The sequence below is a fragment of the Streptomyces sp. NPDC038707 genome (genome assembly GCF_040636485.1).
Classification (GTDB): Bacteria; Actinomycetota; Actinomycetes; order Streptomycetales; family Streptomycetaceae; genus Streptomyces.
On the sequence record NZ_JBEZUP010000042.1, the window covers coordinates 1 to 24,641 of the forward strand.

At 71.8% G+C, this 24,641-nt stretch carries 21 protein-coding genes and 1 pseudogene; 17 read left to right on the top strand and 5 right to left on the bottom strand.

The window, feature by feature from the left end; genetic code table 11:
* Window positions 1-757, bottom strand: a pseudogene (locus tag AB0E62_RS35000) (Fe-S oxidoreductase); the annotation flags it as partial.
* A 200-nt stretch (window positions 758-957) separates the two neighbouring features.
* On the opposite strand from AB0E62_RS35000, the gene AB0E62_RS35005 reads away from it, so the two are divergent.
* The 5 genes from AB0E62_RS35005 (at window position 958) to AB0E62_RS35025 (ending at window position 6,254) form a co-directional block, all read left to right on the top strand.
* Window positions 958-1,983, top strand: a complete 1,026-nt coding sequence (locus tag AB0E62_RS35005) for an MraY family glycosyltransferase (protein ID WP_362203391.1) — start codon at window positions 958-960, stop codon at window positions 1,981-1,983.
* Window positions 1,984-2,077: 94 nt separating this feature from the next.
* A complete protein-coding gene (dnaK, locus tag AB0E62_RS35010; RefSeq protein WP_318202241.1) occupies window positions 2,078-3,913 on the top strand; it encodes a molecular chaperone DnaK in 1,836 nt (611 codons plus the stop codon).
* On the top strand, window positions 3,910-4,578 hold the full coding sequence (gene grpE / locus AB0E62_RS35015; protein ID WP_362203394.1) for a nucleotide exchange factor GrpE: 669 nt from the start codon (window positions 3,910-3,912) through the stop codon (window positions 4,576-4,578). The genes dnaK and grpE overlap by 4 nt, the downstream gene beginning before the upstream one ends.
* A 33-nt stretch (window positions 4,579-4,611) precedes the next feature.
* A complete protein-coding gene (gene dnaJ / locus AB0E62_RS35020; RefSeq protein WP_362203397.1) occupies window positions 4,612-5,778 on the top strand; it encodes a molecular chaperone DnaJ in 1,167 nt (388 codons plus the stop codon).
* 5 nt (window positions 5,779-5,783) lie between these two features.
* A complete protein-coding gene (locus tag AB0E62_RS35025) occupies window positions 5,784-6,254 on the top strand; it encodes a helix-turn-helix domain-containing protein (protein WP_189755730.1) in 471 nt (156 codons plus the stop codon).
* Between the two features lie 70 nt (window positions 6,255-6,324).
* Here AB0E62_RS35025 and AB0E62_RS35030 read toward each other — a convergent pair whose 3' ends face one another.
* Window positions 6,325-7,770, bottom strand: coding sequence for a PA14 domain-containing protein (locus AB0E62_RS35030; RefSeq protein WP_362203400.1), 1,446 nt, complete (start codon window positions 7,768-7,770; stop codon window positions 6,325-6,327).
* A 291-nt stretch (window positions 7,771-8,061) separates the two neighbouring features.
* Between AB0E62_RS35030 and AB0E62_RS35035 the strand changes: the two genes are divergently transcribed.
* Both AB0E62_RS35035 and AB0E62_RS35040 read left to right on the top strand, forming a co-directional pair.
* A complete protein-coding gene (locus AB0E62_RS35035; protein WP_362203403.1) occupies window positions 8,062-9,168 on the top strand; it encodes a substrate-binding domain-containing protein in 1,107 nt (368 codons plus the stop codon).
* Between the two features lie 183 nt (window positions 9,169-9,351).
* The gene (locus AB0E62_RS35040) at window positions 9,352-10,386 is read left to right on the top strand and encodes a LuxR C-terminal-related transcriptional regulator (RefSeq protein ID WP_362203406.1); all 1,035 of its coding nucleotides are present in this window, start codon (window positions 9,352-9,354) and stop codon (window positions 10,384-10,386) included.
* A 15-nt stretch (window positions 10,387-10,401) separates the two neighbouring features.
* Here AB0E62_RS35040 and AB0E62_RS35045 read toward each other — a convergent pair whose 3' ends face one another.
* Entirely contained in the window at window positions 10,402-11,406 is a 1,005-nt protein-coding gene (locus AB0E62_RS35045) for a helix-turn-helix transcriptional regulator (RefSeq protein ID WP_362203409.1), read from the bottom strand.
* A gap of 394 nt (window positions 11,407-11,800) precedes the next feature.
* On the opposite strand from AB0E62_RS35045, the gene AB0E62_RS35050 reads away from it, so the two are divergent.
* Complete coding sequence (locus tag AB0E62_RS35050; protein ID WP_030620617.1) at window positions 11,801-12,136, top strand: hypothetical protein; 336 nt, start codon at window positions 11,801-11,803, stop codon at window positions 12,134-12,136.
* A 145-nt stretch (window positions 12,137-12,281) separates the two neighbouring features.
* Here AB0E62_RS35050 and AB0E62_RS35055 read toward each other — a convergent pair whose 3' ends face one another.
* A complete protein-coding gene (locus AB0E62_RS35055) occupies window positions 12,282-12,695 on the bottom strand; it encodes a TIGR03618 family F420-dependent PPOX class oxidoreductase (protein ID WP_362203412.1) in 414 nt (137 codons plus the stop codon).
* Window positions 12,696-12,808: 113 nt separating this feature from the next.
* Here AB0E62_RS35055 and clpB point away from each other — a divergent pair, with 113 nt between their 5' ends.
* Both clpB and AB0E62_RS35065 read left to right on the top strand, forming a co-directional pair.
* On the top strand, window positions 12,809-15,406 hold the full coding sequence (gene clpB / locus AB0E62_RS35060; protein WP_362203415.1) for an ATP-dependent chaperone ClpB: 2,598 nt from the start codon (window positions 12,809-12,811) through the stop codon (window positions 15,404-15,406).
* Between the two features lie 582 nt (window positions 15,407-15,988).
* Window positions 15,989-16,522: a YbjN domain-containing protein gene (locus AB0E62_RS35065; RefSeq protein WP_362203418.1), complete on the top strand. Its 534-nt coding sequence runs from the start codon at window positions 15,989-15,991 to the stop codon at window positions 16,520-16,522.
* Between the two features lie 63 nt (window positions 16,523-16,585).
* Here AB0E62_RS35065 and AB0E62_RS35070 read toward each other — a convergent pair whose 3' ends face one another.
* The gene (locus AB0E62_RS35070) at window positions 16,586-17,770 is read right to left on the bottom strand and encodes a pyridoxal phosphate-dependent aminotransferase (protein ID WP_362203421.1); all 1,185 of its coding nucleotides are present in this window, start codon (window positions 17,768-17,770) and stop codon (window positions 16,586-16,588) included.
* Between the two features lie 142 nt (window positions 17,771-17,912).
* On the opposite strand from AB0E62_RS35070, the gene AB0E62_RS35075 reads away from it, so the two are divergent.
* From AB0E62_RS35075 to fbaA, 7 genes are all read left to right on the top strand, one after another.
* Window positions 17,913-18,266, top strand: coding sequence for a hypothetical protein (locus AB0E62_RS35075; protein ID WP_362203424.1), 354 nt, complete (start codon window positions 17,913-17,915; stop codon window positions 18,264-18,266).
* A gap of 326 nt (window positions 18,267-18,592) precedes the next feature.
* Complete coding sequence (locus AB0E62_RS35080; protein WP_362203427.1) at window positions 18,593-19,117, top strand: DUF2617 family protein; 525 nt, start codon at window positions 18,593-18,595, stop codon at window positions 19,115-19,117.
* Between the two features lie 111 nt (window positions 19,118-19,228).
* On the top strand, window positions 19,229-20,863 hold the full coding sequence (locus AB0E62_RS35085) for a polyamine aminopropyltransferase (protein WP_362203430.1): 1,635 nt from the start codon (window positions 19,229-19,231) through the stop codon (window positions 20,861-20,863).
* Window positions 20,864-20,945: 82 nt separating this feature from the next.
* Complete coding sequence (locus tag AB0E62_RS35090) at window positions 20,946-21,911, top strand: SRPBCC family protein (RefSeq protein WP_362203433.1); 966 nt, start codon at window positions 20,946-20,948, stop codon at window positions 21,909-21,911.
* A 45-nt stretch (window positions 21,912-21,956) separates the two neighbouring features.
* Window positions 21,957-22,745: an aldose 1-epimerase gene (locus AB0E62_RS35095; protein WP_362203436.1), complete on the top strand. Its 789-nt coding sequence runs from the start codon at window positions 21,957-21,959 to the stop codon at window positions 22,743-22,745.
* Between the two features lie 10 nt (window positions 22,746-22,755).
* Window positions 22,756-23,307: an orotate phosphoribosyltransferase gene (gene pyrE / locus AB0E62_RS35100; RefSeq protein ID WP_030620592.1), complete on the top strand. Its 552-nt coding sequence runs from the start codon at window positions 22,756-22,758 to the stop codon at window positions 23,305-23,307.
* A 141-nt stretch (window positions 23,308-23,448) separates the two neighbouring features.
* Entirely contained in the window at window positions 23,449-24,471 is a 1,023-nt protein-coding gene (gene fbaA / locus AB0E62_RS35105) for a class II fructose-bisphosphate aldolase (protein ID WP_030620589.1), read from the top strand.
* Window positions 24,472-24,641: the final 170 nt, after the last annotated feature.

A 24,641-nucleotide genomic window follows, 5' to 3' on the forward strand; every position in this document is an offset into this window, starting at 1 on the left:
CGTTGCGCTTGAACCAGATGTTCGGGAAGGCCAGGAAACGGTGCCAGGCCACACCCATGTCCGTCTTCAGCGAGACCGTGATCATCCAGATGAAGGAGGTCGCGATCTTCACGCCGGCGAAGAGGTAGGTCAGGTTCTGCAGCGTGGAGAGGTCCATGTCCCGCAGCCAGGCGACGACCGGGTACGAGATGAAGAACGAGGCCTCGTAGCCGTCGACGTGGTGCTGGGCGCCTTCGAGGGCGTGCAGCATGAAGATGCAGACGCCGACGATGAGGATGACGGTCTCGACGAAGTACGCCTGGCCGAAGTTGGAGCCGGCGAAGCGGGACTTGCGGCCCGGGTCGCGCGGGTGGCTCAGCTGGCGGATCGCGATCAGCACGAGGATGCCGATGACGGTCATCGTGCCGATGAACTCGACGTAGACGTTGTACGGTGCCCAGTCGCCCAGGACGGGCAGGATCCAGTCCGCCTTGAACAGCTGCCCGAAGGCGTTGACGATCGTCAGCAGCAGGGTGAAGAAGCCGACGGCGACGAACCAGTGCGCCACGCCGACGATGCCCCAGCGGTTCATGCGGGTGTGGCCGAGGAACTCCCGGACCACGGTCATGGTGCGCTGTGCGGGATCGTCGGTCCGCGTGCCGGCCGGTACCGGCTGGCCCAGCCGCATGTGGTTGTAGATCTGGAGGAGGGCGCGGCCGAACAGTGCCACGCCGACCACGATCAGGACCAGCGACACGATGATCGCGGCGAGTTGCATTGGGGCTCCTGAAGCGGCCTCGGTCGGAACGAGCTGTCTGGGCTGACGGAAATTACTAAGCGGTAACTTATGTAGTCCGTCTGAGACTACCCCCATCTTCCGTCGGGATGCAGCAGAGCGCGGGGTGATATGGATCGCCGCCAGGCAATCAGATCGTGTTATTCGTACCGAATTGATACTTTCGCCCCTACCTTAGAGCCGTGCTCTACGGGATCGCCGCCGCCACCGCCGCCCTCCTCCTGACCGCCGTGCTCGCCGCGGCGCTCCGGGCGCCCGCCCTGCGGGCCGGGATCCTCGACCGGCGCCGGCAGCGTCCCCTCCCGCTGCTCGGCGGGCTCGCCGTCGTGGTCGTCACCTGTCTGGTCGCCGGGATGGGTCAGTGGAGCCGGGTGGCCCCGCTCGGGGAGGGCGTCGGGCGGCTGCTGACGGCCGCCGCCGTGATCGCCGCCCTGGGGCTGGTGGCTGACGTGTGGCGGCTGCGCGCCCGGGTGCTCGCCGCCGGTACGGCCGTGGCCGCGGTCTGCGTGGTGCCCTACGACGACACGGGCCTGCCCGGCGGGATGCTGGCCGTCGTCTGGATCGTGCTCACCACCCTCGCCTTCCGGGGGCTGGACCACGCCGACGGGCTGGCCGGGACGGTCGGGGTGATCACCGCCTTCGGGGTCGGCGCCTGCGCCGCCGCCGAGGTGATGGACGGCCTCGCCGTGCTGCTGAGCGTGGTCGCCGCCGCCCTCACCGGCTTCCTGATGCACAACTGGCACCCCGCGCGGATCGGCCTCGGCGCGTGCGGCTCGCTGTTCACCGGGTTCGTGCTGTCCTCCGCCGTCGTCTTCACGCGCGCGGGGTACGCGCTCGGGCCGAGCGCGGCGGTGGTCTTCTGTCTGGGGGCCGTGGCCGTGGCCGACGCCCTGCTGGTCGTCCTCGCCCGGAGCACCGCCCGGCGTCCGCTGCTGCGGCGCGGCCCGGACCACCTCGCGCACCGGCTGCGCCGGACCGGGCTCACCCCGCCGGGGGCGGTCGTGCTGCTGGGGGCCGCCTCGTTCTCCTCGGTGCTGGTGGGGGTACTGGTGCACGCGGGGTGGACCGGGGACGGGGCCGCGCTGTGGGTGGCCGGCGCGGTCGTCGTCGCGGTGGGCGTCCTCGTACTCCTTCGGGTGCCTGTTCCGCAGCCCCGTCGTACGACATCCACGCAGGTCAGCGGGCACTTGCGTGTAAGGAGCGGATAAGAGTTGAGTCCGATTGACTCAGGTCTGTTGACCCTGCGGTCCTCCTCATGCACACTTGAGCCTGTTCCACTCAAGTCAGCTGGAGGAATCAACCATGGCACGTGCGGTCGGCATCGACCTGGGCACGACTAACTCCGTCGTCAGCGTTCTGGAGGGCGGCGAGCCCACCGTCATCACCAACGCCGAGGGTGCCAGGACCACGCCGTCCGTCGTCGCCTTCGCGAAGAACGGCGAGGTGCTCGTCGGCGAGGTGGCCAAGCGCCAGGCGGTCACCAACGTCGACCGGACCATCCGGTCCGTCAAGCGCCACATGGGCACCGACTGGAAGATCGCGCTGGACGGGAAGGACTTCAACCCGCAGCAGATCTCCGCGTTCATCCTGCAGAAGCTGAAGCGGGACGCCGAGGCCTACCTGGGCGAGAAGGTCACGGACGCGGTCATCACCGTCCCGGCCTACTTCAACGACTCCGAGCGCCAGGCGACGAAGGAGGCCGGCGAGATCGCCGGTCTGAACGTCCTGCGCATCGTCAACGAGCCGACCGCCGCGGCGCTCGCGTACGGCCTCGACAAGGACGACCAGACGATCCTCGTCTTCGACCTCGGCGGCGGCACCTTCGACGTGTCCCTGCTGGAGATCGGCGACGGCGTCGTCGAGGTGAAGGCCACCAACGGCGACAACCACCTCGGTGGCGACGACTGGGACCAGCGCGTCGTCGACTACCTGGTCAAGCAGTTCCAGTCCGGCCACGGCGTGGACCTGTCCAAGGACAAGATGGCCCTCCAGCGCCTCCGCGAGGCCGCCGAGAAGGCCAAGATCGAGCTGTCCTCCTCCACCGAGACCTCGATCAACCTGCCGTACATCACGGCGTCCGCCGAGGGCCCGCTGCACCTGGACGAGAAGCTCACCCGCGCCCAGTTCCAGCAGCTGACGGCCGACCTGCTGGAGCGCTGCAAGACGCCGTTCCACAACGTCATCAAGGACGCCGGCATCTCCATCAACGAGATCGACCACGTCGTGCTCGTCGGTGGCTCCACCCGTATGCCCGCCGTCGCCGAGCTCGTCAAGGAGCTGACCGGCGGCAAGGAGGCCAACAAGGGTGTGAACCCGGACGAGGTCGTCGCCATCGGCGCCTCGCTCCAGGCCGGTGTCCTCAAGGGCGAGGTCAAGGACGTCCTGCTGCTCGACGTCACCCCGCTGTCCCTCGGCATCGAGACCAAGGGCGGCATCATGACCAAGCTGATCGAGCGCAACACCACGATCCCGACCAAGCGCTCGGAGATCTTCACCACGGCCGAGGACAACCAGCCGTCGGTGCAGATCCAGGTCTACCAGGGCGAGCGCGAGATCGCGGCGTACAACAAGAAGCTCGGCATGTTCGAGCTGACCGGTCTGCCGCCGGCGCCCCGCGGCGTCCCGCAGATCGAGGTCTCCTTCGACATCGACGCCAACGGCATCATGCACGTCACGGCGAAGGACCTCGGCACCGGCAAGGAGCAGAAGATGACCGTCACCGGCGGCTCCTCGCTGCCGAAGGACGAGGTCGACCGCATGCGCGAGGAGGCCGAGCGCTACGCGGAGGAGGACCACAAGCGCCGCGAGGCCGCCGAGACCCGCAACCAGGGCGAGCAGCTCGTCTACCAGACCGAGAAGTTCCTCAAGGACAACGAGGACAAGGTCCCCGGCGAGGTCAAGACCGAGGTGGAGTCCGCCGTCGCCGAGCTGAAGGAGAAGCTCAAGGGCGAGGACACCGCCGAGATCCGCACCGCCACCGAGAAGGTCGCGGCCGTCTCGCAGAAGCTGGGCCAGGCCCTCTACGCCGACGCCCAGGGCGCCCAGGCCGCCGGCGGTGCCCCCGCCGGTGACGCCAAGGACGACGACGTCGTGGACGCCGAGATCGTGGACGACGAGCGCAAGGACGGTGCCGCGTGACGGAGGAGACCCCGGGCTTCGAGGAGAAGCCCGACGTCCCCTCCGGCGCCACCTCCGACGACGCCGAGCCGAAGGCCGCCCCCGAGGAGGGGGCGGCCCCGGCCGGGGACGCACCCGCAGAGAACGCCGGTCTGGTCGCCCAGCTGGACCAGGTGCGCACGGCGCTCAGCGAGCGCACGGCGGACCTCCAGCGCCTCCAGGCCGAGTACCAGAACTACCGCCGCCGCGTCGAGCGCGACCGGGCCGCGGTCAAGGAGATCGCCGTGGCGAACCTCCTGACCGAGCTGCTCCCGGTGCTCGACGACATCGGCCGGGCACGGGAACACGGCGAACTGGTCGGCGGCTTCAAGTCGGTGGCCGAGTCGCTGGAGACCGTCGCGGCCAAGATGGGCCTGCAGCAGTTCGGCAAGGAGGGCGAGCCCTTCGACCCGACGATCCACGAGGCCCTGATGCACTCCTACGCGCCGGACGTCACGGAGACGACCTGCGTGGCGATCCTCCAGCCGGGGTATCGCATCGGCGAGCGCACCATCCGCCCCGCGCGGGTGGCCGTGGCCGAGCCGCAGCCCGGCGCCCAGACCGTCAAGGCGGACCAGGCGGAGGACGACGGGGAGAAGACCGCGGCGGACGGCGACAAGGAGAACGGTGGCCCGGACGAGGGCTGACGTGAGGACCCAGGGGAAGGAGGGACGTCGGGGATGAGCACCAAGGACTTCATCGAGAAGGACTACTACAAGGTCCTCGGCGTCCCCAAGGACGCCACCGAGGCCGAGATCAAGAAGGCGTACCGGAAGCTCGCCCGCGAGTTCCACCCGGACGCCAACAAGGGCAACACCAAGGCCGAGGAGCGCTTCAAGGAGATCTCCGAGGCGCACGACGTCCTCGGCGACCCCAAGAAGCGCAAGGAGTACGACGAGGCGCGCGCGCTGTTCGGCAACGGCGGCTTCCGCCCCGGGCCGGGCGCGGCCGGCGGCTCCTTCAACTTCGACCTGGGCGACCTGTTCGGCGGCGCCGCCCAGGGCGGCGGCTTCGGCGGCGGCATCGGTGACGTCTTCGGGGGCCTGTTCAACCGGGGCGGCGCCGCGGGTCCGCGGACCCAGCCCCGGCGCGGCCAGGACGTCGAGTCCGAGGTGACGCTGAGCTTCACGGAGGCCATCGAGGGCGCCACGGTGCCGCTGCGGATGTCCTCCCAGGCGCCCTGCAAGGCCTGTTCGGGCACCGGCGACAAGAACGGCACCCCGCGCGTGTGCCCGACCTGCGTCGGCACCGGGCAGGTCGCGCGGGGCTCCGGCGGCGGCTTCTCGCTGACCGACCCCTGCCCCGACTGCAAGGGCCGCGGCCTGATCGCCGAGCACCCCTGCGAGGAGTGCAAGGGCAGCGGGCGCGCCAAGTCGTCGCGGACCATGCAGGTCCGCATTCCCGCGGGGGTGACCGACGGGCAGCGCATCCGGCTGCGCGGCAAGGGCGCGCCCGGCGAGCGGGGCGGCCCGGCCGGTGATCTGTACGTGGTCGTGCATGTCGGGGAGCACCCGGTGTTCGGGCGCAAGGGCGACAACCTCACCGTCACCGTGCCGGTGTCGTATCCCGAGGCGGCCCTCGGCGGCGAGGTGCGGGTGCCGACCCTCGGCGGCCCGCCCGTCACCCTGAAACTGCCGCCCGGCACCCCGAACGGCCGTACGATGCGGGCCCGGGGCAAGGGCGCGGTCCGCAAGGACGGCACCCGCGGCGACCTGCTGGTCACCGTGGAGGTGCGTGTCCCCACGGACCTGTCGGGGAAGGCTCGTGACGCGCTGGAGGCGTATCGCGAGGCGACCGCGGGCGAGGACCCGCGGGCGGAGCTGTTCGAGGCCGCGAAGGGAGCTTGAGAGAGATGGATGGCCGTCGTCCCCGCCAGCGCGGGGGTTTCTCACCGTACGAACTGACCGACGAGACCCCCGTCTATGTCATCTCGGTGGCGGCCCAGCTCTCCGGACTCCACCCGCAGACGCTGCGCCAGTACGACCGCCTGGGCCTGGTCTCCCCCGACCGCACCGCCGGCCGCGGGCGGCGCTACTCGGCCCGTGACATCGAACTGCTCCGCCAGGTGCAGCAGTTGTCGCAGGACGAGGGCATCAACCTGGCCGGCATCAAGCGGATCATCGAGCTGGAGAACCAGGTGGCCGCGCTCCAGTCCCGGGTCGCGGAGCTGGAGGCGGCCCTGGACGGCGCGGCGGCGGCGATGCGGCAGCGGGAGGCCGCGGTGCACGCCTCCTACCGGCGCGACCTGGTGCCGTACCAGGAGGTCCAGCAGACCAGCGCGCTGGTGGTGTGGCGGCCGAAGCGGCAGCAACAGCAGGACTGAGGGCGCGTACCGGCGCCTGTGAAGAGGGGCCCGGACGCCGGGCCCCTCTTCTTCTGTGCTCCGGCTTCTTCTATGCTCCGTCGCCGTCGGCGGCGGGCTCGGTGCCCGGCTCCGCCGGTGCGCCCAGCTCGGTGGCGACCACCACGTCCGCCTCGCCGGTCTGCTTGTAGCGGGAGTTCCCCGACGCGTCGACGGCGTCGACGAAGAAGCAGCGGTCCTCGCCGTCGGGGACCGTGGTGTACCGGTAGGAGGTGACGTCGGGCGTCAGCCAGGCGACCTCGGAGGCGGCGCAGACGCTGTCCTCGCCGTCGCTGAGGAGCTGGCCCCCGTAGACGGAGTACCGCTGCAGGTCGGGCGCCGGGTTCCGGTCCCAGGTCAGCTCGAAGCCGTCGTCGGTCGGGGTGGCCTTCAGCCCGGTGACGGGCTGCGGCGGGGTGTCGTCCCGGCGCGTGCCGGTGGCGGCGGCGGACCGGGCGGACTCGTTGCCCGCCGCGTCCACCGCGGTCACCCGGTAGGAGTAGGTGGTGCCCACCGCGGCCGTGGCGTCCCGGTAGGAGGGCTCCGCCGTGTTGCCGAGGCGGGTGTAGGCGCCGTTCGCGCTCGTCGCCCGGTAGACCCGGTAGGAGGCCGCGCCGGGGACGGAATCCCAGCCGAGGCGCAGGCCGTTCTGCTCGGAGGCGTCGGTGGGCGCCAGGTCGGCCGGTGCGCCGGGCGCGGTGCGGTCGGCGGTGGTGACGGGCCGGTCGGTGGTGCCCGCGGACGCGTTGCCGGCCTTGTCGTAGGCGCGGACCTCGTAGTAGAAGGTCTCGCCGGTCACGGGGAGGGTGGTGTCGGTGTAGCTCGTGCCGGTGGTCGTCGCCAGCGGCACGGCCCCGTACGCGGAGCCCTTCAGCCGCCGGTAGACGCGGTAACCGGCGAGGTCCATCTCCTTGTTCTTCGCCCAGCTCACCTTGGCCCGGCCGGTCGCGGCGTCGTACGACACCGAGTCGCCCGACGGCACCAGGGGCTTGACCTTGTCCACGGCGGGCGCGGTGCGGGGGGTGTAGGAGAAGGAGACGTCTGCGGCGCCGGTCCAGTTGACGAAGTCCACGCGGAGCGTGTGCCTGCCGGACGGAATCGTGACGTCGACCGTCTTCTTCTGGGTCGTGGAGACGTTCTTCCACAGGTCGACCTTGCGGGTGCCGTCCAGATAGACCCGGATGCCGTCCTGGGCGGTGACCGGCAGGGCGAAGGGGCCGCCGGAGCCGAAGTCGCGGGTCACCGTCCAGCGGACGCCGAAGTTGTCCTTGGGCAGGCCGGTGGCCGGGGCGCCGGTGCCCCACTTCTCGGCCACGGCGGTGTCGCAGTCGGTCTTCTTCGGGGTGCCCTTGAAGGTGGTGTTCGCGAAGAACTGCCGTTGGTAGGCGGGGGAGGCGCAGGTCGCGGCGGCGGACGCGGTGGGGGCGACGGCGCTCAGCAGGGCGCCGGCGGCGGCGAGCACGACCGCCGTCGCGGTCGCACGTCTGGCTGGGTTCATTCGTTCCTCTGATCGAGTCGGAGTGCGGCCCGAGGCCGCCGGCGATCACGACTCATGGGGAACCGGGTTGGTTGTACAGGTCTGGCCGTCCCGTGAACTTCCTTGGGGTGGAGGGTCGGTAAAGGCACCTTGCAGGCGGTTTCGCGTGACCTTCACAGATGCTGCTGAGCGTGGTGTTGCGCACTCGTTAAGTGATTTTTCTTGACGCCGGGCGGGCGCGCCGCGTTGTCTTTTCAGACACCTGGGTCGTAGCGCAGTACCCCTCCGTACCACACCGAAGTGAGCCCCCGAATGCGTCGTATCGCCCTGTCCGTGGCCGCCTCCACGATGACCCTCTCGCTCGCCGGCTGCGGTGTGCTGAACGCGACGGGCGACGGCGCGAGCGCGAGCCCGACCAAGGGCGACGACATCACCGTGGGCCTGCTGCTGCCGGAGAAGGCGAACACCCGTTACGACAAGTTCGACTACCCCATCATCAAGCGCAAGGTCGCCGAACTCACCAAGAACAAGGGCAAGGTGGAGTACGCCAACGCCGAGGCGAGCGCCGCCCGCCAGGCCGAGCAGCTGCGGAACATGATCGACGCCAAGGCCGACGTCATCCTGCTGGACGCGGTGGACGCGCACGCCATCGCCGGCGAGGTGCAGAAGGCCAAGGACGCGGGCATCCCGGTCATCGCCTACGACCGCCTGGCCGAGGGTCCGATCGACGCCTATGTCTCCTTCGACAACGAGCTGGTCGGCGAGGTGCAGGGCCGGACCCTGCTGGAGGCGCTGGGTTCGGCCGCCGACATCTCCGACAAGATCGTGATGATGAACGGCTCGTCCACCGACCCCAACGCCAAGCAGTTCAAGGAGGGCGCGCTCTCCGAGCTGAACGGCAAGGTGACGATCGCCGACAGCTACGACACCACGGACTGGAAGCCGGAGAACGCCGAGGCGAACATGGCCAAGGCGATCGCCAAGCTCGGCAAGGGCAACATCGCCGGTGTCTACTCCGCCAACGACGGCATGGCGGGCGGTGTCATCAAGGCCCTGAAGGCGGCCGGTGTCACCAGCCTGCCCCCGGTCACCGGCCAGGACGCCGACCTGGACGCGGTGCAGCGGGTGGTGGCCGGCGAGCAGTACATGAGCGTCTACAAGTCCTACCCGGACGAGGCCGAGGCCGCCGCGCAGATGGCCGTCATGCGGCTCCAGGGCAAGGACATCCAGTTCGACGCCCTCACCCAGGACCGGGTGGACAGCCCCACCGCCAAGGACATCCCGGCGCGGCTGCTCCAGGTGAGCGCGCTGACCAAGAAGACCGTCAAGGACACGGTCATCGCGGACGGCATCTACTCGGCCGACGAGATCTGCACCGCCCCGTACAAGGCGGCCTGCGCGACGGTCGGGCTGAAGTAGCCGGTCCGGCGCGTCCGCGCCCCCACCGTCACTCGTTGCGATGTGAAGGACCGAGCACCACCCAAAACCGGGCGGAACAGGACCACTTGGGCGCCGCCGTCGGGACACCCGTGTTGCGGAGCCGGTCGGCGCCGCGCATAGTTGCGCTGCGGAAGTGGCAGCACACCGGGGGTGAAATGGGCGATGGCCGGGCGCGGGGCGGAGGAGCACCCTCACGGTGCCGACCGGCTGTGTGAGGCCGGGGACCGGGTGTACTCCCGTGCCGTGCGCCGGGGGCGCGTGCCGCGCTCGGACGCGGGGCCCGTGCCCTGTCTGCTGGAACTGGCCCTGCTCCACCCCGATCCGGACGACATGGACTGGCTGGTGCCGACCTCGCCGCAGGAGGTCATGACCCGGCTGCTGCGCGGGGTCTACGACGAGGTCAGCGCGAGCCAGCGGCGGGTGGGCTCGGCGGTGGCCGCGTTCGAGTGGTACGCGGGCCTGGGCCGGCAGCGGGACGCCCTGGCGGCACCGTCCGAGGGCAGCGCCATCCGGGTCCTGGACGGGCTCTCCCGCATCCAGGCCGCGATGGACGAGGCGACCGAGGCGTGCACCACCGAGGTGCTCACCGTGCAGCCCGGCGGCATCCGGCGGGAGGCGGAGCTGACCGAGGGGCTGCACCGGGCGCTGGCGCTGCGCGGCCGGGGCGTGCGCATGCGCGACCTGTACACGCACGTGGCGCGGCACGGGCAGGGGCTGCTGAACTACCTGGAGCTGATGGGCGACACGGTGGAGGCCCGGACCCTGGACGAGGTCATCGACCGGCTCATCCTCTTCGACCGCACGGTGGCCTTCATCCCCGCCAACACCGACCGCACGATGGCCCTGGAGCTGCGCCACCCGGCGCTGGTGGAGTATCTGGTGACGGTCTTCGAGCGGCTGTGGCGGCTCGCCATCCCGCTGACCGCGCCGCTGCCGGACACCGGCATCGAGGGGATCTCGCACCGGGAGCAGTCCATCGCCGCGCTGCTGGCGGAGGGCCACCAGGACGCGGTGATCGCCGAGCGGCTGGGCATCAGCGTGCGCACCTGCCGGGCCCACATCGCCCGGCTGTCGGAGACCCTGGGCGCGGCCAGCCGCACCCAGCTCGGGGTGCGGATCGCCCAGGTGGGCCTGGACGGCCACCGCCCGCCCCGGGCGCTGACCGGCGTGGACCAGGAGCCCCCGGCCGGGCGCTGAGCCGGGCGGACGGGCTCACTGCTCGCGGTCCAGGATGCCGGACTGGGCGATGAGGTAGCCGAGCTGGGCGCGGCTGCCGCTGCCGAGGGCGTGGGCGAGCTTGGCTATGTGGGCCCGGCAGGTGCGCACGTTCATGCCGAGGCGGCGGGCTATGGCCTCGTCCACGTGCCCCTCGACCAGGAGCTTGGCTATGGAGTGCTGGACCTCGGTGATGCCGTCGGGGGCGGTCTCGTAGGGGGCGCCGGCGCTCAGCGGGACCGCGCGGGCCCACATGAACTCGAAGACCTTGACCAGGTAGCGGACCAGTCCGGGGTGGCGGAGTTCGAGCGCCACCTCCCCGTCGTCCCGGGTGGGGATGAAGGCGACCGTCTCGTCGCAGATGATCAGCCGCTCGGCCAGTTCGTCGATCGTCCGGTACTCCACCTTGCCGTCGGCGAACTGGGCCACGTAGGCCAGCGTCTCGGGGCTGTAGCGGGCGGGGTGCTGGTAGAGGGTGCGGATGCGGCAGCCCCGCTCGATCAGCGGGCGGTCGCGCTCCAGGGCCTTGGCGAGGGTGTGTTCGAGCCGCCTGCGGCTGGGCTGGACCGTGAGCATCTCGCTCTGGCACTGGGAGGTGGCCAGATCCAGTGCCGCGTTGATCCGGTCCAGGCCCTCCAGCACGGTGATCGAGTGGGTGGTCGCCGTCGGCTGGGCACTGATGTGCATGAACGGCTCGAAAGCGTCGGAGAGTTCGATGGACTCCCGGCGGCGCTGGGTGATCTCCTGCTCGATCGGGTTGAGCCGCTGGGCCAGGGCGATCGACGGGGGTACCGGACGGAGCCAGTTGGGGTCGTCGGGGTCGGGATGAAGGAGGGCGAACTCCATCAGACACGGCGCGGTTTCCACGTCGGCGCGGGCTATGCGCCCCGTCCGGAGAGCATTCCCGTACAGACGGCTCCCTTCCTCGCACAGGTCGGTCAGACCATGGGGATGTGTCCGGTTAATCTCGTTTATCGCCAAATCTCCACCCCCCAGGGTCATGAACGTGCAGGAACATGATGCATCGTTTGTGTGGCCATGACGTGCCGGAATGGGCCATCGTCGTATCCGGACGGGGGAGAGGTGACCTTCACATGAGGACGAAGCCGACTATGCATAAGACAATGCTTCGCTCGGCGCTTGTCGCCGCCTTCTCCGCCGCCTTGGCCTTCGGCGCACTGACCGGTCATGCGGGGACGAAGGATGCTGTCGCCCAGGACAGCAGTTGGCGCGTACAGGCCGCTGCTGGCGCCGGTGCCGGTGACAGCAGCTGGGTGATCGTGGCGTCCGACGCCCCGGGCGACAGCTCGTGGCTCCCGCCGGCGGACAGCAGTTGGGCCCCGCCCGCGGACAGCTCGTGGGTCCCGCCGGCCGACAGCAGCTGGGCCGTGCAGTCATGACCACTCCACCCGACGACCGCTCCTTCCGTCGCGAGATGGCCACCGCCTACCGGTCCGGCTGGCATTTCATCGACCTGGTCACCGCCATCCCCCACAGCGGTGATTCGCTGATGGTGACCGTGTTCGGCGAACCGGTCGTCGTCACCCGGGACGAGGACGGAGACGTGCGGGCGTACCGGTGCCTGCGCAGACCGCGTGGTGCCCCGCAGCCGGTGCGGTGTGCCATCCGGTACGGAATGATCTTTGTGAACCTGGACCAGCGGGATCACCGGCTCTCCGAGCCGGTGGAGTCCGACCTGAGGACCATCTCGGCCACCCCCCGCAGTGCCTGACGCGATTCCCCCGTCGTAAAAGATCGCTCAGGTACTTCCCCCCGCAGCGGCGTCACCGTGACCTGAACACGGTGACGCCGCTGCCGTTTGCGGGGAAGTATCGGGGTATGCGGACATTTCCATACTGGCCGAAAATCGCCGTTCATCAGGCGTTCCCGAGCGCCCGTCCGACCTCGATCTCGATCACCACGCGCGCCGGATTCGGCCGGGGCGCGCGCTGGTAGCGCTCGGCGTAGCGCCGCTCCGCCTCGGCCACCCGCTCCGGCTCGGTCCGCACCCGCGCCCGCCCCTCCAGCGTCGCCCAGCGCCGGCCGTCCACCTGGCACACCGCGACCCGGGCGCCCGCCTCGCCGGCCGCCGCCACGTACCGGGCCTTCGCGCTGGTTCCGTTGGTGATCACCCGGGCCAGCCCGGCCCCGGCGTCGTACGTCACCCCCACCGGCACGACGTGCGGGCTGCCGTCCGGGCGCAGGGTCGTCAGGGTGCACAGATGCCGTTCGCACCAGAAGGCGAGGTACGACTCGTCGAGGGCGGCCGGGTCCAGGGAACGTCTCGTCATGCGCGCAACCTAGCCCCTCGGCCCTCCCCTCCGAAGCTTGAGCGGAATAGACTCAACTTTGTGTACGCTGGTTAAGTCAGCAGTGGAGAGCGGTCGAGGAGGAGAACGCAGACGTGGACGCCGAGCTGACCAACAGGAGCCGGGACGCGATCAACGCCGCGAGCCAGCGCGCCGTGACCGGCGGGCACCCGGACCTCACCCCCGCCCATCTGCTGCTGGCCCTGCTCCAGGGGCGGGACAACGAGAACATCACCGACCTGCTGGCCGCGGTCGACGCCGACCAGGCCGCCGTGCGCTCCGGCGCCGAGCGGATCCTGGCCGGGCTGCCCAGCGTGACCGGGTCCACCGTGGCACCGCCGCAGCCCAACCGCGAGCTGCTGGCCGTGATCGCCGACGCCGGCGAGCGGGCCCGGGAGCTGGGGGACGAGTACCTGTCCACCGAGCACCTGCTGATCGGCGTCGCCGCCGAGGGCGGAGCCGCCGGCGAGCTGCTCACCGGGCAGGGCGCCGACGCCAAGAAGCTGCTGGAGGCCTTCAGGAAGGCCAGGGGAGGACGCCGCGTGACCACCGCCGATCCCGAGGGCCAGTACAAGGCCCTGGAGAAGTTCGGCACCGACTTCACCGCCGCCGCCCGCGAGGGCCGGCTGGACCCGGTCATCGGACGGGACCAGGAGATCCGGCGGGTCGTCCAGGTGCTGAGCCGCCGTACGAAGAACAACCCGGTCCTCATCGGCGAGCCCGGCGTCGGCAAGACCGCCGTCGTGGAGGGACTCGCCCAGCGGATCGTCAAGGGCGACGTGCCCGAGTCGCTGAAGGACAAGCGGCTGGTCGCGCTCGACCTCGGCGCGATGGTGGCCGGCGCCAAGTACCGCGGCGAGTTCGAGGAGCGGCTCAAGGCCGTCCTCGCCGAGATCAAGGACTCCGACGGCCAGGTCATCACCTTCATCGACGAGCTGCACACCGTCGTGGGCGCCGGCGCCGGCGGCGACTCCGCCATGGACGCGGGCAACATGCTCAAGCCCATGCTCGCCCGCGGTGAGCTGCGCATGGTCGGCGCCACCACCCTGGACGAGTACCGGGAGCGGATCGAGAAGGACCCCGCGCTGGAGCGCCGCTTCCAGCAGGTCCTGGTCGCCGAGCCCTCCGTCGAGGACACCATCGCCATCCTGCGCGGTCTGAAGGGCCGCTACGAGGCCCACCACAAGGTGCAGATCGCGGACTCGGCGCTGGTCGCGGCGGCCACCCTCTCCGACCGCTACATCACCTCCCGCTTCCTGCCGGACAAGGCCATCGACCTCGTCGACGAGGCCGCCTCCCGGCTGCGCATGGAGATCGACTCCTCCCCGGTGGAGATCGACGAGCTCCAGCGCGCCGTCGACCGGCTGCGGATGGAGGAGCTGGCGATCGGCAAGGAGACCGACCCGGCCTCCCGGGAGCGGCTGGAGAAGCTGCGCCGCGACCTCGCCGACAAGGAGGAGGAGCTGCGCGGCCTCACCGCCCGCTGGGAGAAGGAGAAGCAGTCCCTCAACCGGGTCGGCGAGCTGAAGGAGAAGCTGGACGACCTGCGCGGGCAGGCCGAACGGGCTCAGCGCGACGGCGACTTCGACACCGCGGCCAAGCTGCTGTACGGCGAGATCCCGCAGCTGGAGAAGGAGCTGGAGGCCGCCTCCGCCGCCGAGGAGGAGGCCGCCCCGGACACCATGGTCAAGGAGGAGGTCGGCGCCGACGACATCGCCGACGTGGTCGCCGCCTGGACCGGCATCCCGGCCGGCCGGCTGATGGAGGGCGAGACGCAGAAGCTGCTGCGCATGGAGGAGGAGATCGGCAAGCGGCTGATCGGCCAGGGCGAGGCCGTACGGGCCGTGTCGGACGCCGTGCGCCGCTCCCGCGCCGGCATCGCCGACCCCGACCGCCCCACCGGCTCCTTCCTCTTCCTCGGCCCGACCGGTGTCGGCAAGACCGAACTGGCCAAGGCGCTCGCCGACTTCCTCTTCGACGACGAGCGGGCCATGGTCCGCATCGACATGTCCGAGTACGGCGAGAAGCACAGCGTGGCCCGGCTGGTCGGCGCGCCCCCCGGCTACGTCGGCTACGAGGAGGGCGGCCAGCTCACCGAGGCGGTGCGGCGGCGCCCGTACAGCGTGGTGCTGCTGGACGAGGTCGAGAAGGCCCACCCGGAGGTCTTCGACGTCCTGCTCCAGGTGCTGGACGACGGCCGGCTCACCGACGGCCAGGGCCGCACGGTCGACTTCCGCAACACGATCCTGGTGCTCACCTCCAACCTGGGCAGCCAGTTCCTGATGGACCCGCTGACCGGCGAGGAGGAGAAGCGGGAGCAGGTGCTGGAGGTGGTGCGGGCCTCCTTCAAGCCCGAGTTCCTCAACCGGCTGGACGACCTGGTGGTCTTCTCGGCGCTGACCAAGCCCGAGCTGGAACGGATCGCCCGGCTGCAGATCGACCGGCTGGCCAGGCGGCTCGCCGAGCGGCGGCTCACCCTGGAGGTCAGCCCCGAGGCGCTGGCCTGGCTCGCGGAGGAGGGCCTGGACCCGGCGTACGGCGCCCGCCCGCTGCGCCGCCTGGTGCAGAGCGCCATCGGCGACCGGCTGGCCAAGGAGATCCTGTCCGGCGAGGTCAAGGACGGCGACACGGTCCGCGTGGACCGCTTCGGCGAGGGCCTGCTGGTGGGCCCGGCCACAGGGAAGACGCTCTGACGGGGACCCTCGGCGCAGGACCGGGCGGTCCGACACGGCCCTTCCGCCGCGGGGTGACGGCGGGCCGGGGGGGGCCGGGGGTGCCGGGGCCGCTCCCGTCCTGCCGGTGGCTTCGGCATGGGGGGTGCGGTGTCCGTGTTCCGTGGGGTTCGGAGGGGGTTGTGGGCCGTGGGGTAGGTGCTTCGGCCGGGTCTTCTGTCGTGGGCCGGGGTGGCCGGGGGGGGCCGGGGGTGCCGGGGCCGCTCCCGTCCTGCCGGTGGCTTCGGCATGGGGGGCGGGGTGTTCGTGTTCCGTGGGGTTCGGAGGGGGTTGTGGGCCGTGGGGTAGGTGCTTCGGCCGGGTTTTCTGTCGTGGGGTGGTGGCGGGCCGGGGTGGCCGGGGGTGCCGGGGCCGCTCCCGTCCTGCCGGTGGCTTCGGCATGGGGGGGGGTGTCCGTGTCCCGTGGGGGCCGCAGGGGGACCCGGCCGCCGGGAAGGCGCTTTGACACGCCCTTCAGCTCAGGGCTGAGCGGTGGGTCGGGGCTTGCCATGCCCCTCCCCGCATGGGGGAGGATGGCGGTATCCGTATGAAGGGAAAAACACGGTGAGCATCGACCCGTCCTCGATTCCTAATTTCGGGGGCCAGCCCGAACCGCAGCCCCAAGGACCGGCGGGCCCCGTCCTCCCGGATCAGGACCTGGTGAAGCAGCTTCTCGAGCAGATGGAGCTGAAGTACGTCGTCGACGAGGAGAACGACCTCGTCGCGCCGTGGGAGCAGTTCCGCACCTACTTCATGTTCCGCGGGGACGAGCCCGAACAGGCGATCTTCTCGGTGCGGACCTTCTTCGACCGCCCGCACGCCATCGAGGACAAGCCGCGGCTGCTCGAGACCGTGGACGAGTGGAACCGCCGCACCCTGTGGCCCAAGGTGTACACCCACACCCACGAGGACGGCACCGTCCGGCTGATCGGCGAGGCCCAGATGCTGATCGGCACGGGCGTCGACATCAACCACTTCGTCTCGTCCACGGTCAGCTGGGTGCGGGCCGCGATCGAGTTCGACAAGTGGCTGGTGGAGCAGCTCGGCCTGGACCCGGAGGGCGCCGAGGGCGAGGAGCCCGAGGGCGACGCCGAGTAAGGCGCACCGCACGTCCGGCCGGGGGCCCGCCGTCCCCGGCCGGACGCACCGCGCTCAGCGCGCTCACATGGACCGCAGCCGCTGGGCGGCCTCCCGCAACACCTCCTCGCGCTTGCAGAAGGCGAACCGCACGAACGGCGCCCCCGCCTCCCGGTCGTCGTAGAAGACCGCGTTCGGGATGGCCACCACGCCCGCCCGTTCGGGCAGGGCCCGGCAGAAGGCGAAGCCGTCCTTCTCGCCGAGCGGCCGGATGTCGGTGGTGATGAAGTAGGTGCCGGCCGGCCGGAACACCTCGAAACCGGCGGCCGTCAGCCCCTCCGCGAGGATCTCCCGGCGGGCCAGCATGCCCCGGCGGAACTCCTCGAAGTAGGAGTCCGGCAGCGCGAGCGCCTCTGCGACCGCGTACTGGAAGGGGCCGGAGGCGACGTACGTCAGGAACTGCTTGGCCGAGCGGACCGCGCCGACCAGTTCCGGCGCGGCCGTCACCCAGCCGACCTTCCAGCCCGTGAACGAGAACGTCTTGCCCGCCGAGCCGATGCTCACCGTGCGCTCGCGCATCCCCGGGAACGTGGCGAGCGGCAGGTGCCCGGCGTCGTCGAAGACCAGGTGCTCGTAGACCTCGTCGGTGACCACCAGCAGGTCCCGCTCCACCGCCAGCTCGGCGATCGCGGCCAGCTCGGCGCGGGTGAGGACGGTGCCGGTCGGGTTGTGCGGGGTGTTGACCAGCAGCAGCCGGGTGCGGTCGGTGACGGCCGCGCGCAGCTCGTCCAGGTCCAGCCGGAAGCTGCCCTCGTGCGGCCGCAGGGTCACCGGCACCCGACGCCCGCCCGCCATGGCGATGCTCGCCGCGTACGAGTCGTAGTACGGCTCCAGCGCCACCACCTCGTCCCCCGGCTCGACCAGCGCCAGCAGCGCGGCGGCGATGGCCTCCGTCGCGCCCGCCGTGACCAGCACCTCGGTGTCGGGGTCGTAGGACAGGCCGTAGCGGCGCAGCTGGTGGGCGGCGATGGCGGTGCGCAGCTCGGGGACGCCGGGGCCCGGCGGGTACTGGTTGCCGCGCCCGTCGCGCAGCGCCCGCACGGCGGCCTCCCGGATCTCCTCGGGGCCGTCGGTGTCCGGGAAGCCCTGGCCCAGGTTGATCGATCCGGTGGCCACGGCGAGCGCCGACATCTCGGCGAAGATCGTGGTCCCGAACTCGGCGAGCCGGCGGTTGAGATGAGGGCGTGCGCTGGAGGTCATGCCCGTCATCCTGCGCTCAAGCTCTGGAGTTCCTCAACTCTGCTTTGGCCGCCGGCACGGCCGGGCATCTCCCCGGCACCGCGCCAGAGGCGGTGACACGGCGAGGCGCCCACGGGGGGCCGCTTCGGGGGAACGGAAGGAGGGTGACGCCATGATCGAGGGCATCATCCTGGCGGTGATCGCGGTGGCGTTCATCGCGGTGGGGCAGACCCGGCGGAACCGGCGCACCAGGCCGCCGGCCGGCCGGGGACGCGGACGGAACGGGGCGTACCGCGGGGCGTCGTCCTCGTCCTCCACGTCGGCCGCGGCCTACGGCGGCACGGCGTCGGACAGCTGGTGGGCCGGCGGCGACTCCGGCTCGTCGGGACACCACGGCGGGCACCACGGGGGACACGGGCACGGCGGCCACTCCTGCGGCGGGGGCTCGTCCTGCGGCGGCGGCTCGTCGTGCGGCGGGGGGTCGTCGTGCGGCGGCGGGGGCGGATGCGGGGGAGGCGGCGGCTGACACGGGGCAGCCGGGCTTCCGGACAGAGGGGGAACCGCATCCGGACCGCACCGCGCCGGGCGTCCGCCGGACCGAGATCCGGCAGGCGCCCGGCGTGTCTTATTCACGACCGGCGCACGCCGTAGTTGAACACCTGAGCTGTGAGCCCCCCGAGGGATGGAAACCCAATGAAGTTGGGTAAAAACCCTGTGGCGGCAGCCTTGTTCATGGTTCCCTCTAAACGCCAACACAGCCCCTCGAACGCCCCCTGACTCCCCATTCCGGCCGGGTCGGCTGGGCTGAAATTGGCTGGTTTCCCCCTCATTGCGTGTTAGCGGAGCCGATCCATGCTCACGACCCTGAACACCTCCTATACCGATACCCGCGCTGCCGACCTCGCCTGGGCCCTGGGCCGCGAACCGCTGCCCGCGCTGGCCACCCTCGACCTAGAACTCACCGGCGCCAAGCTCCAGTTGCGGCTGCTCGGCGCGTCCCACCAGGTGCTCCTGGAGGAAAACCGCGGCACCTGTTCGGAGACCGTCGCGTGCATCCCGGGCTCCAGCACCCCGCTGCCGCTGGGCGTCGCCAAGCGGGTCGGCGGCTGGGAGTACGAGTTCGCCGCCCGCGTCGAGGTGCTCACCCCCGGCTCCTTCGCGGGCCGCGCCCAGGAGCTGCTGGCCCTCGTCTCCGACCATCCGCACGGCCTCGCCGGCGTCTTCCCCGGCAGCCCGCACGCCTTCACCGCGATGCTGGCCCAGCGGCACGAGGGCCAGGTGCACTGGCGCACCTGGCACGCCTACCCGCAGGACGGACAGCTGGTGGCCACCCGGACCCGGGTCGGTGAACGGACGCGGGTGGCCCAGGCGAACTGAGCGCCGGGCCCGCGCCCTCTTCGGCGACATAAACCCGTAATGCGTCAACCGCCCCCAGATCCACACGTGTGGGTGACGAAGCGTGCCCGGGATGTGACGTAACGTCGCAGGGTGATCGAACCGCACGCCCCCGCGCCCCCAGGCGTCCCGCCCTCCTGGACGAGCCCCGCACGGCTGCCCGTCCGGCCCGGCACCGGGCGGCTCCTGGTCCTCGCGTGCGTCTTCGTCTGCGCGGCATGCGGACTCGTGTACGAACTCGAACTGGTCGCGTTCGCCTCGTACTTGATCGGCGACTCGGTCACCCAGGCGTCCGTGGTGCTGTCCGTCATGGTGTTCGCGATGGGCATCGGCTCCCTCGCCGCGAAGCGGCTGCGCTGCCACGCGGCGGCCGGTTTCGGCGCGGTCGAGGCGGCCCTCGCGCTGGTCGGCGGATGCAGCGCCATGGCGCTGTACGCGGTGTTCGCCTGGACCGCCGGCTGGGGCGGGCTCTGGGCCGCCGGACCGCGCTGCCTGCTGGTCGCCTTCTCCCTGGCCATCGGCCTGCTCATCGGCGCCGAGGTGCCGCTGCTGATGGAACTGATCCAGCGCATCCGGCGGCAGGACGCGGGCGGCGCCGTGGCCGACCTGTTCGCCGCGGACTACGTCGGCGCCCTGGTCGGCGGCCTCGCCTTTCCCTTCCTGCTGCTGCCGTTCCTCGGCCAGCTCGCCGGCGCGCTGCTGACCGGCACGGTCAACGTGGTCGCGGGCGGCGCCCTGGTCCTCGGCCTGTTCCGGCGCGACCTCGGCCGCCGCGCCCGCTGGGCCCTCTCCCTCGCCGGCCTCGTCGTCCTCGGCGTCCTCGCCTGTGCCGCCGCCCTCGCCGGCGACTTCGAACGGGCCGCCCGGCACGCCGTGTACGGCACGGACGTGCGGGTGGCCGTGCAGACCGACGTCCAGGAGATCGTCCTGGCCGGCGGCACCCGGGGCCGGCCCCTCGACCTCTTCCTGGACGGCCGGCTCCGCGTCGGCGGCCGGGACGAGCGCCGCTACCACGAGGCCCTGGTCCACCCCGCCCTGGCCGGCCCGCACCCGCGCGTGCTGATCCTCGGCGGCGGCGACGGACTGGCCGCCCGCGAGGTGCTGCGCCACCGCGACGTACGCCGCCTCGACGTGGTCGAACTGGACCCCGGCCTGGTGGCGCTGGCCCGCCGCGACCCCGGCCTCGCCGCCGTCAACGCGCACGCCTTCGCCGACCCGCGCGTCCACGTCACCACCGCCGACGCCCTCGCCTGGCTGCGGGGGGCGCGCGGACGGACGTACGACGTGGTGATCGCCGACCTGCCCGATCCCGGCATCACCGCCAGCGCCAAGCTGTACTCCCAGGAGTTCTACGGCCTGGCCCGCCGGGTGCTGGCCCCGCACGGCCGCCTGGTGGTGCACGCCGGTCCCGTCACCACCCGGCCGCGCGCCTACTGGACCGTCGCCGCGACCCTCCGCGCGGCCGGCTTCGGCGTCTCCCCGTACCGGGTGACGGGCCACGACAGCCGCTTCGCGGCGGGCCCCGACCGCTCCACGGACGCGTTCCGGTCCCCCCACGACTGGGGCTTCCTGCTCGCGGCACCGGGCCGCACCCCGCCGCCCCTGCGCCTGGGCTCCTGGCGGCCGGCCACCCTCACCCGGTCCGGGCTGGCGGCGGCGGCGCGGGCGGCCGACCGGACCCGGATCGACGGGTTGCGGGAGTCGACGCTGGTGCATCCGCGGTACTGAGCCGTCGCACGCGGGGGGCGGCGGGCGGGGCCCCGCGCAGGTCCGGGTGAGTTCCGGCCGCGAGTGGGTAGGCTCCCGGACCATGGAGCACCAGGTCTTCGTCCAGGCTTCCCCCGACCGGCTCGGCGCCGCCCTGACCGACCCCGCTCGCGTCGCCCGCGCCGTCCCCGGGCTGCAACAGGACGCCGGTGCCGAACCCCTCACCGGCCGCCTGAAGCTGCGCGTCGGCGGACACTCCGTCACCTATCGCGGCACGGCCCGCGTGACCCCCCGCGCCGACGGCACGTACGCCGTCGAGGCCGCCGCCGGCGAGGCCCGCGGCACGGGCTCGGCCGAGCTGTCCCTGACCCTGCGCCTCACGGCCGCCGAGGGGGGCTGCACGGTCACCGCCGAGGGCACGGCGACGGCGACCGGCCGGCTCGCGGAACTCCCGGCGGAGTCGGTCACCTCGGCGACGACGAGGCTGCTGACCCGGTTCCTGGAGTCCCTGGCGGCGGAGGAGCCGGGGGAGGGGGAGGAGTCCGTGGCGGCTGAGGAGTCCGTGGGAGAGGGCGATCAGTCCTCGGGGGCCGACGAGCCCTCGGAGCCCGACGAGGGCGAGGGTGAGGGCGTGGGCGTGGCGGCGGACGCGTCGCGTCCCTCCGTCTTCGACACCGAGGTGCCGCCGCCCTCCCTGGACCGCGACGCGGACGACGACGCCGAGGACAGCGGAACCGGCACCGAAGGCACCGAAGGCACCGAAGGCACCGAAGGCACCGAAGCGGAAGGCCCCGGTGCCGAAGACTCCGCCCCCCGCGACCCCGGCCCCCTCGCCGAGGACTTCGCCGGGAGCGGGGAGCCGCCCGCCGAGGCCGCGCACGCGCGGCGGACGATGATCGGGCGCAGCGCCGAGGAGGTCGACCACGCCCCGCCGCGCGGCCGGTACGCCCCCGTACCCGCCCCCCAGACCGTCGTGGGGAACCAGGCCCTGCGCTGGGCGGCCCCCGCCGCGGCTCTCGCCCTGGCCTCGGCGGTCGTGGTCACCCGCGCCCTGCGCAGACGACGCTGACCGGCACCCCCACACACCCCCCGCGCGCCCCAGTAGTGTCGTCCCGTGAGCAACGAAGACATCACGCTGACCGCAGGCGAAGCGGAAGTACGCGTCAGCCCCGCGAACGGCGGCCGGATCAGCGGGCTCAAGGTCGGCTCCCTGGAGCTGCTGCGGCAGGGCCCGCGCTACGGCTGCTTCCCGATGGTGCCCTGGTGCGGCCGGATCCGCGACGGCCGCTTCCTGGACGGCGGCACCGTCCGCCAGATGCCGCTCAACTCCCCGCCGCACGCCATCCACGGCACCGCGCGCGACGGCGCCTGGCGCACCGCGCGCGTCTCGGCGGACGAGGCGGTGATCACGTACGAGCTGACCGACCCCTGGCCGCACCCCGGCCGCGTCACCCAGGTCGTCGCGCTCACCGAGGACGGCCTGACCCTGACCATGTCCGTGGAGACGTACGACGACTCCTTCCCGGCGCAGCTCGGCTGGCACCCGTGGTTCAACCGGAACCTCGACGGCGCCGGCGTACGGCTGGACTTCGCGCCCGCCTGGCAGGAGGAGCGCGGCGCCGACCACCTGCCCACCGGCCACCGGACCGACCCCCGGCCCGGCCCCTGGGACGACTGTTTCGGCATGCCGGGCGGCGTCGACGTCACCCTCACCTGGCCGGACCGGCTGGAGCTGAAGGTGGCCTCCCGTCAGGAGTGGGTGGTGGTCTACGACGAGCAGGCCGAGGCCGTCTGCGTCGAACCGCAGACCGGCCCGCCCAACGGCCTGAACACCCTTCCGCGCCTGGTCACCCCGCTGGAGCCGCTGGAGGCGAGTACGACCTGGAGCTGGCGTCGGCTCTAAGCTGGTCGGCATGACGGACGACGTGCGCGGCGCACTGCTGCAGCAGATCAAGGACAAGGCCGTGGTGCACGGCAAGGTGACCCTCTCCTCCGGTCTGGAGGCCGACTACTACGTCGACCTGCGCCGCATCACCCTCGACGGCGAGGCCGCCCCGCTGGTCGGCCAGGTGCTGCTGGACCTGACCGCCGACCTGGAGTTCGACGCGGTCGGCGGGCTCACCATGGGCGCCGACCCGGTGGCCGCCGCCATGCTGCACGCCGCCGCCGCGCGCGGCCGCCGCCTGGACGCGTTCGTGGTCCGCAAGGCCGCCAAGGCGCACGGGCTCCAGCGGCGCGTCGAGGGCCCGGACATCGCGGGCCGCCGGGTCCTGGTGGTCGAGGACACCTCCACCACCGGCGGTTCGCCGCTGACCGCCGTCGAGGCCGTGCGGGAGGCCGGCGCGGAGGTCGTCGCCGTCGCCACGATCGTGGACCGGGCGACCGGAGCCGCAGAGAAGATCGAAGCGGGCGCGGGTGTTCCCTACCGCTTCGCCTTCTCGAAGGACGAATTGGGGCTGGACTGACGCGCCCGACCGGCGTGGACTTGACCGGCGCATGGACCATCGGTTCATGTCTGGGAAGATGGGGCCGACGATGACGTCGCCCCCCAGGTCTAGGTCAGGGCCGTAACGCAGACCCCTACCCGCAACACAAGGAGCGGACAGATGCCCATCGCAACCCCCGAGGTCTACAACGAGATGCTCGACCGGGCGAAGGCAGGCAAGTTCGCCTACCCGGCCATCAACGTGACCTCCACGCAGACCCTGAACGCGGCGCTGCGCGGCTTCGCGGAGGCCGAGAGCGACGGCATCGTCCAGATCTCGACCGGCGGCGCGGAGTTCCTCGGCGGCCAGTACAGCAAGGACATGGTGACCGGCGCGGTCGCGCTCGCCGAGTTCGCGCACGTCATCGCCGAGAAGTACCCGGTCAACATCGCCCTGCACACGGACCACTGCCCGAAGGACAAGCTCGACGGGTACGTGCGTCCGCTGATCGCGCTGTCCAAGAAGCGCGTCGACGCCGGTCTCACCCCGCTGTTCCAGTCGCACATGTGGGATGGCTCGGCCGAGACCCTCGCCGACAACCTGGAGATCGCGCAGGAGCTGCTGGAGCAGGCCCGCGCCGCCAAGATCATCCTCGAGGTCGAGATCACCCCGACCGGCGGCGAGGAGGACGGTGTCACCCACGAGATCAACGACGAGCTCTACACCACCGTCGACGACGCCATCCGCACCGCCGAGGCCCTGGGCCTGGGCGAGAAGGGCCGCTACCTGCTGGCCGCGTCCTTCGGCAACGTGCACGGCGTGTACAAGCCGGGCAACGTCGTCCTGCGTCCCGAGCTGCTCAAGGAGCTGAACGAGGGCGTCGCCGCCCGGTTCGGCAAGGAGTCCCCGTTCGACTTCGTCTTCCACGGCGGCTCCGGCTCCACCGAGCAGGAGATCCAGACCGCGCTGGAGAACGGCGTGGTGAAGATGAACATCGACACGGACACCCAGTACGCCTTCACCCGTCCGGTCGCCGCCCACATGTTCCAGAACTACGACGGCGTCCTGAAGGTCGACGGCGAGGTCGGCAACAAGAAGGCCTACGACCCGCGCACGTGGGGCAAGCTGGCCGAGGCGAGCATGGCCGCGCGCGTCGTGCAGGCCACGCAGCACCTGCGCTCGGCGGGCAACAAGATCAAGTAAGCGTGCCTCGCAGCGGGGCCCGGCGGTTCTCCCTGCCGCCGGGCCCCGCTGTGCTTCCGGCGTGTCCCCGGGCGCGGCCGCCGTCCGCCCCGCCGCCCCTGCGGCTCCGGCACGGCGCGGGCCGTTTCCGGGTCACGCTTGGCGCGGGCCGTTCCCGGTCCCGGTGTGGA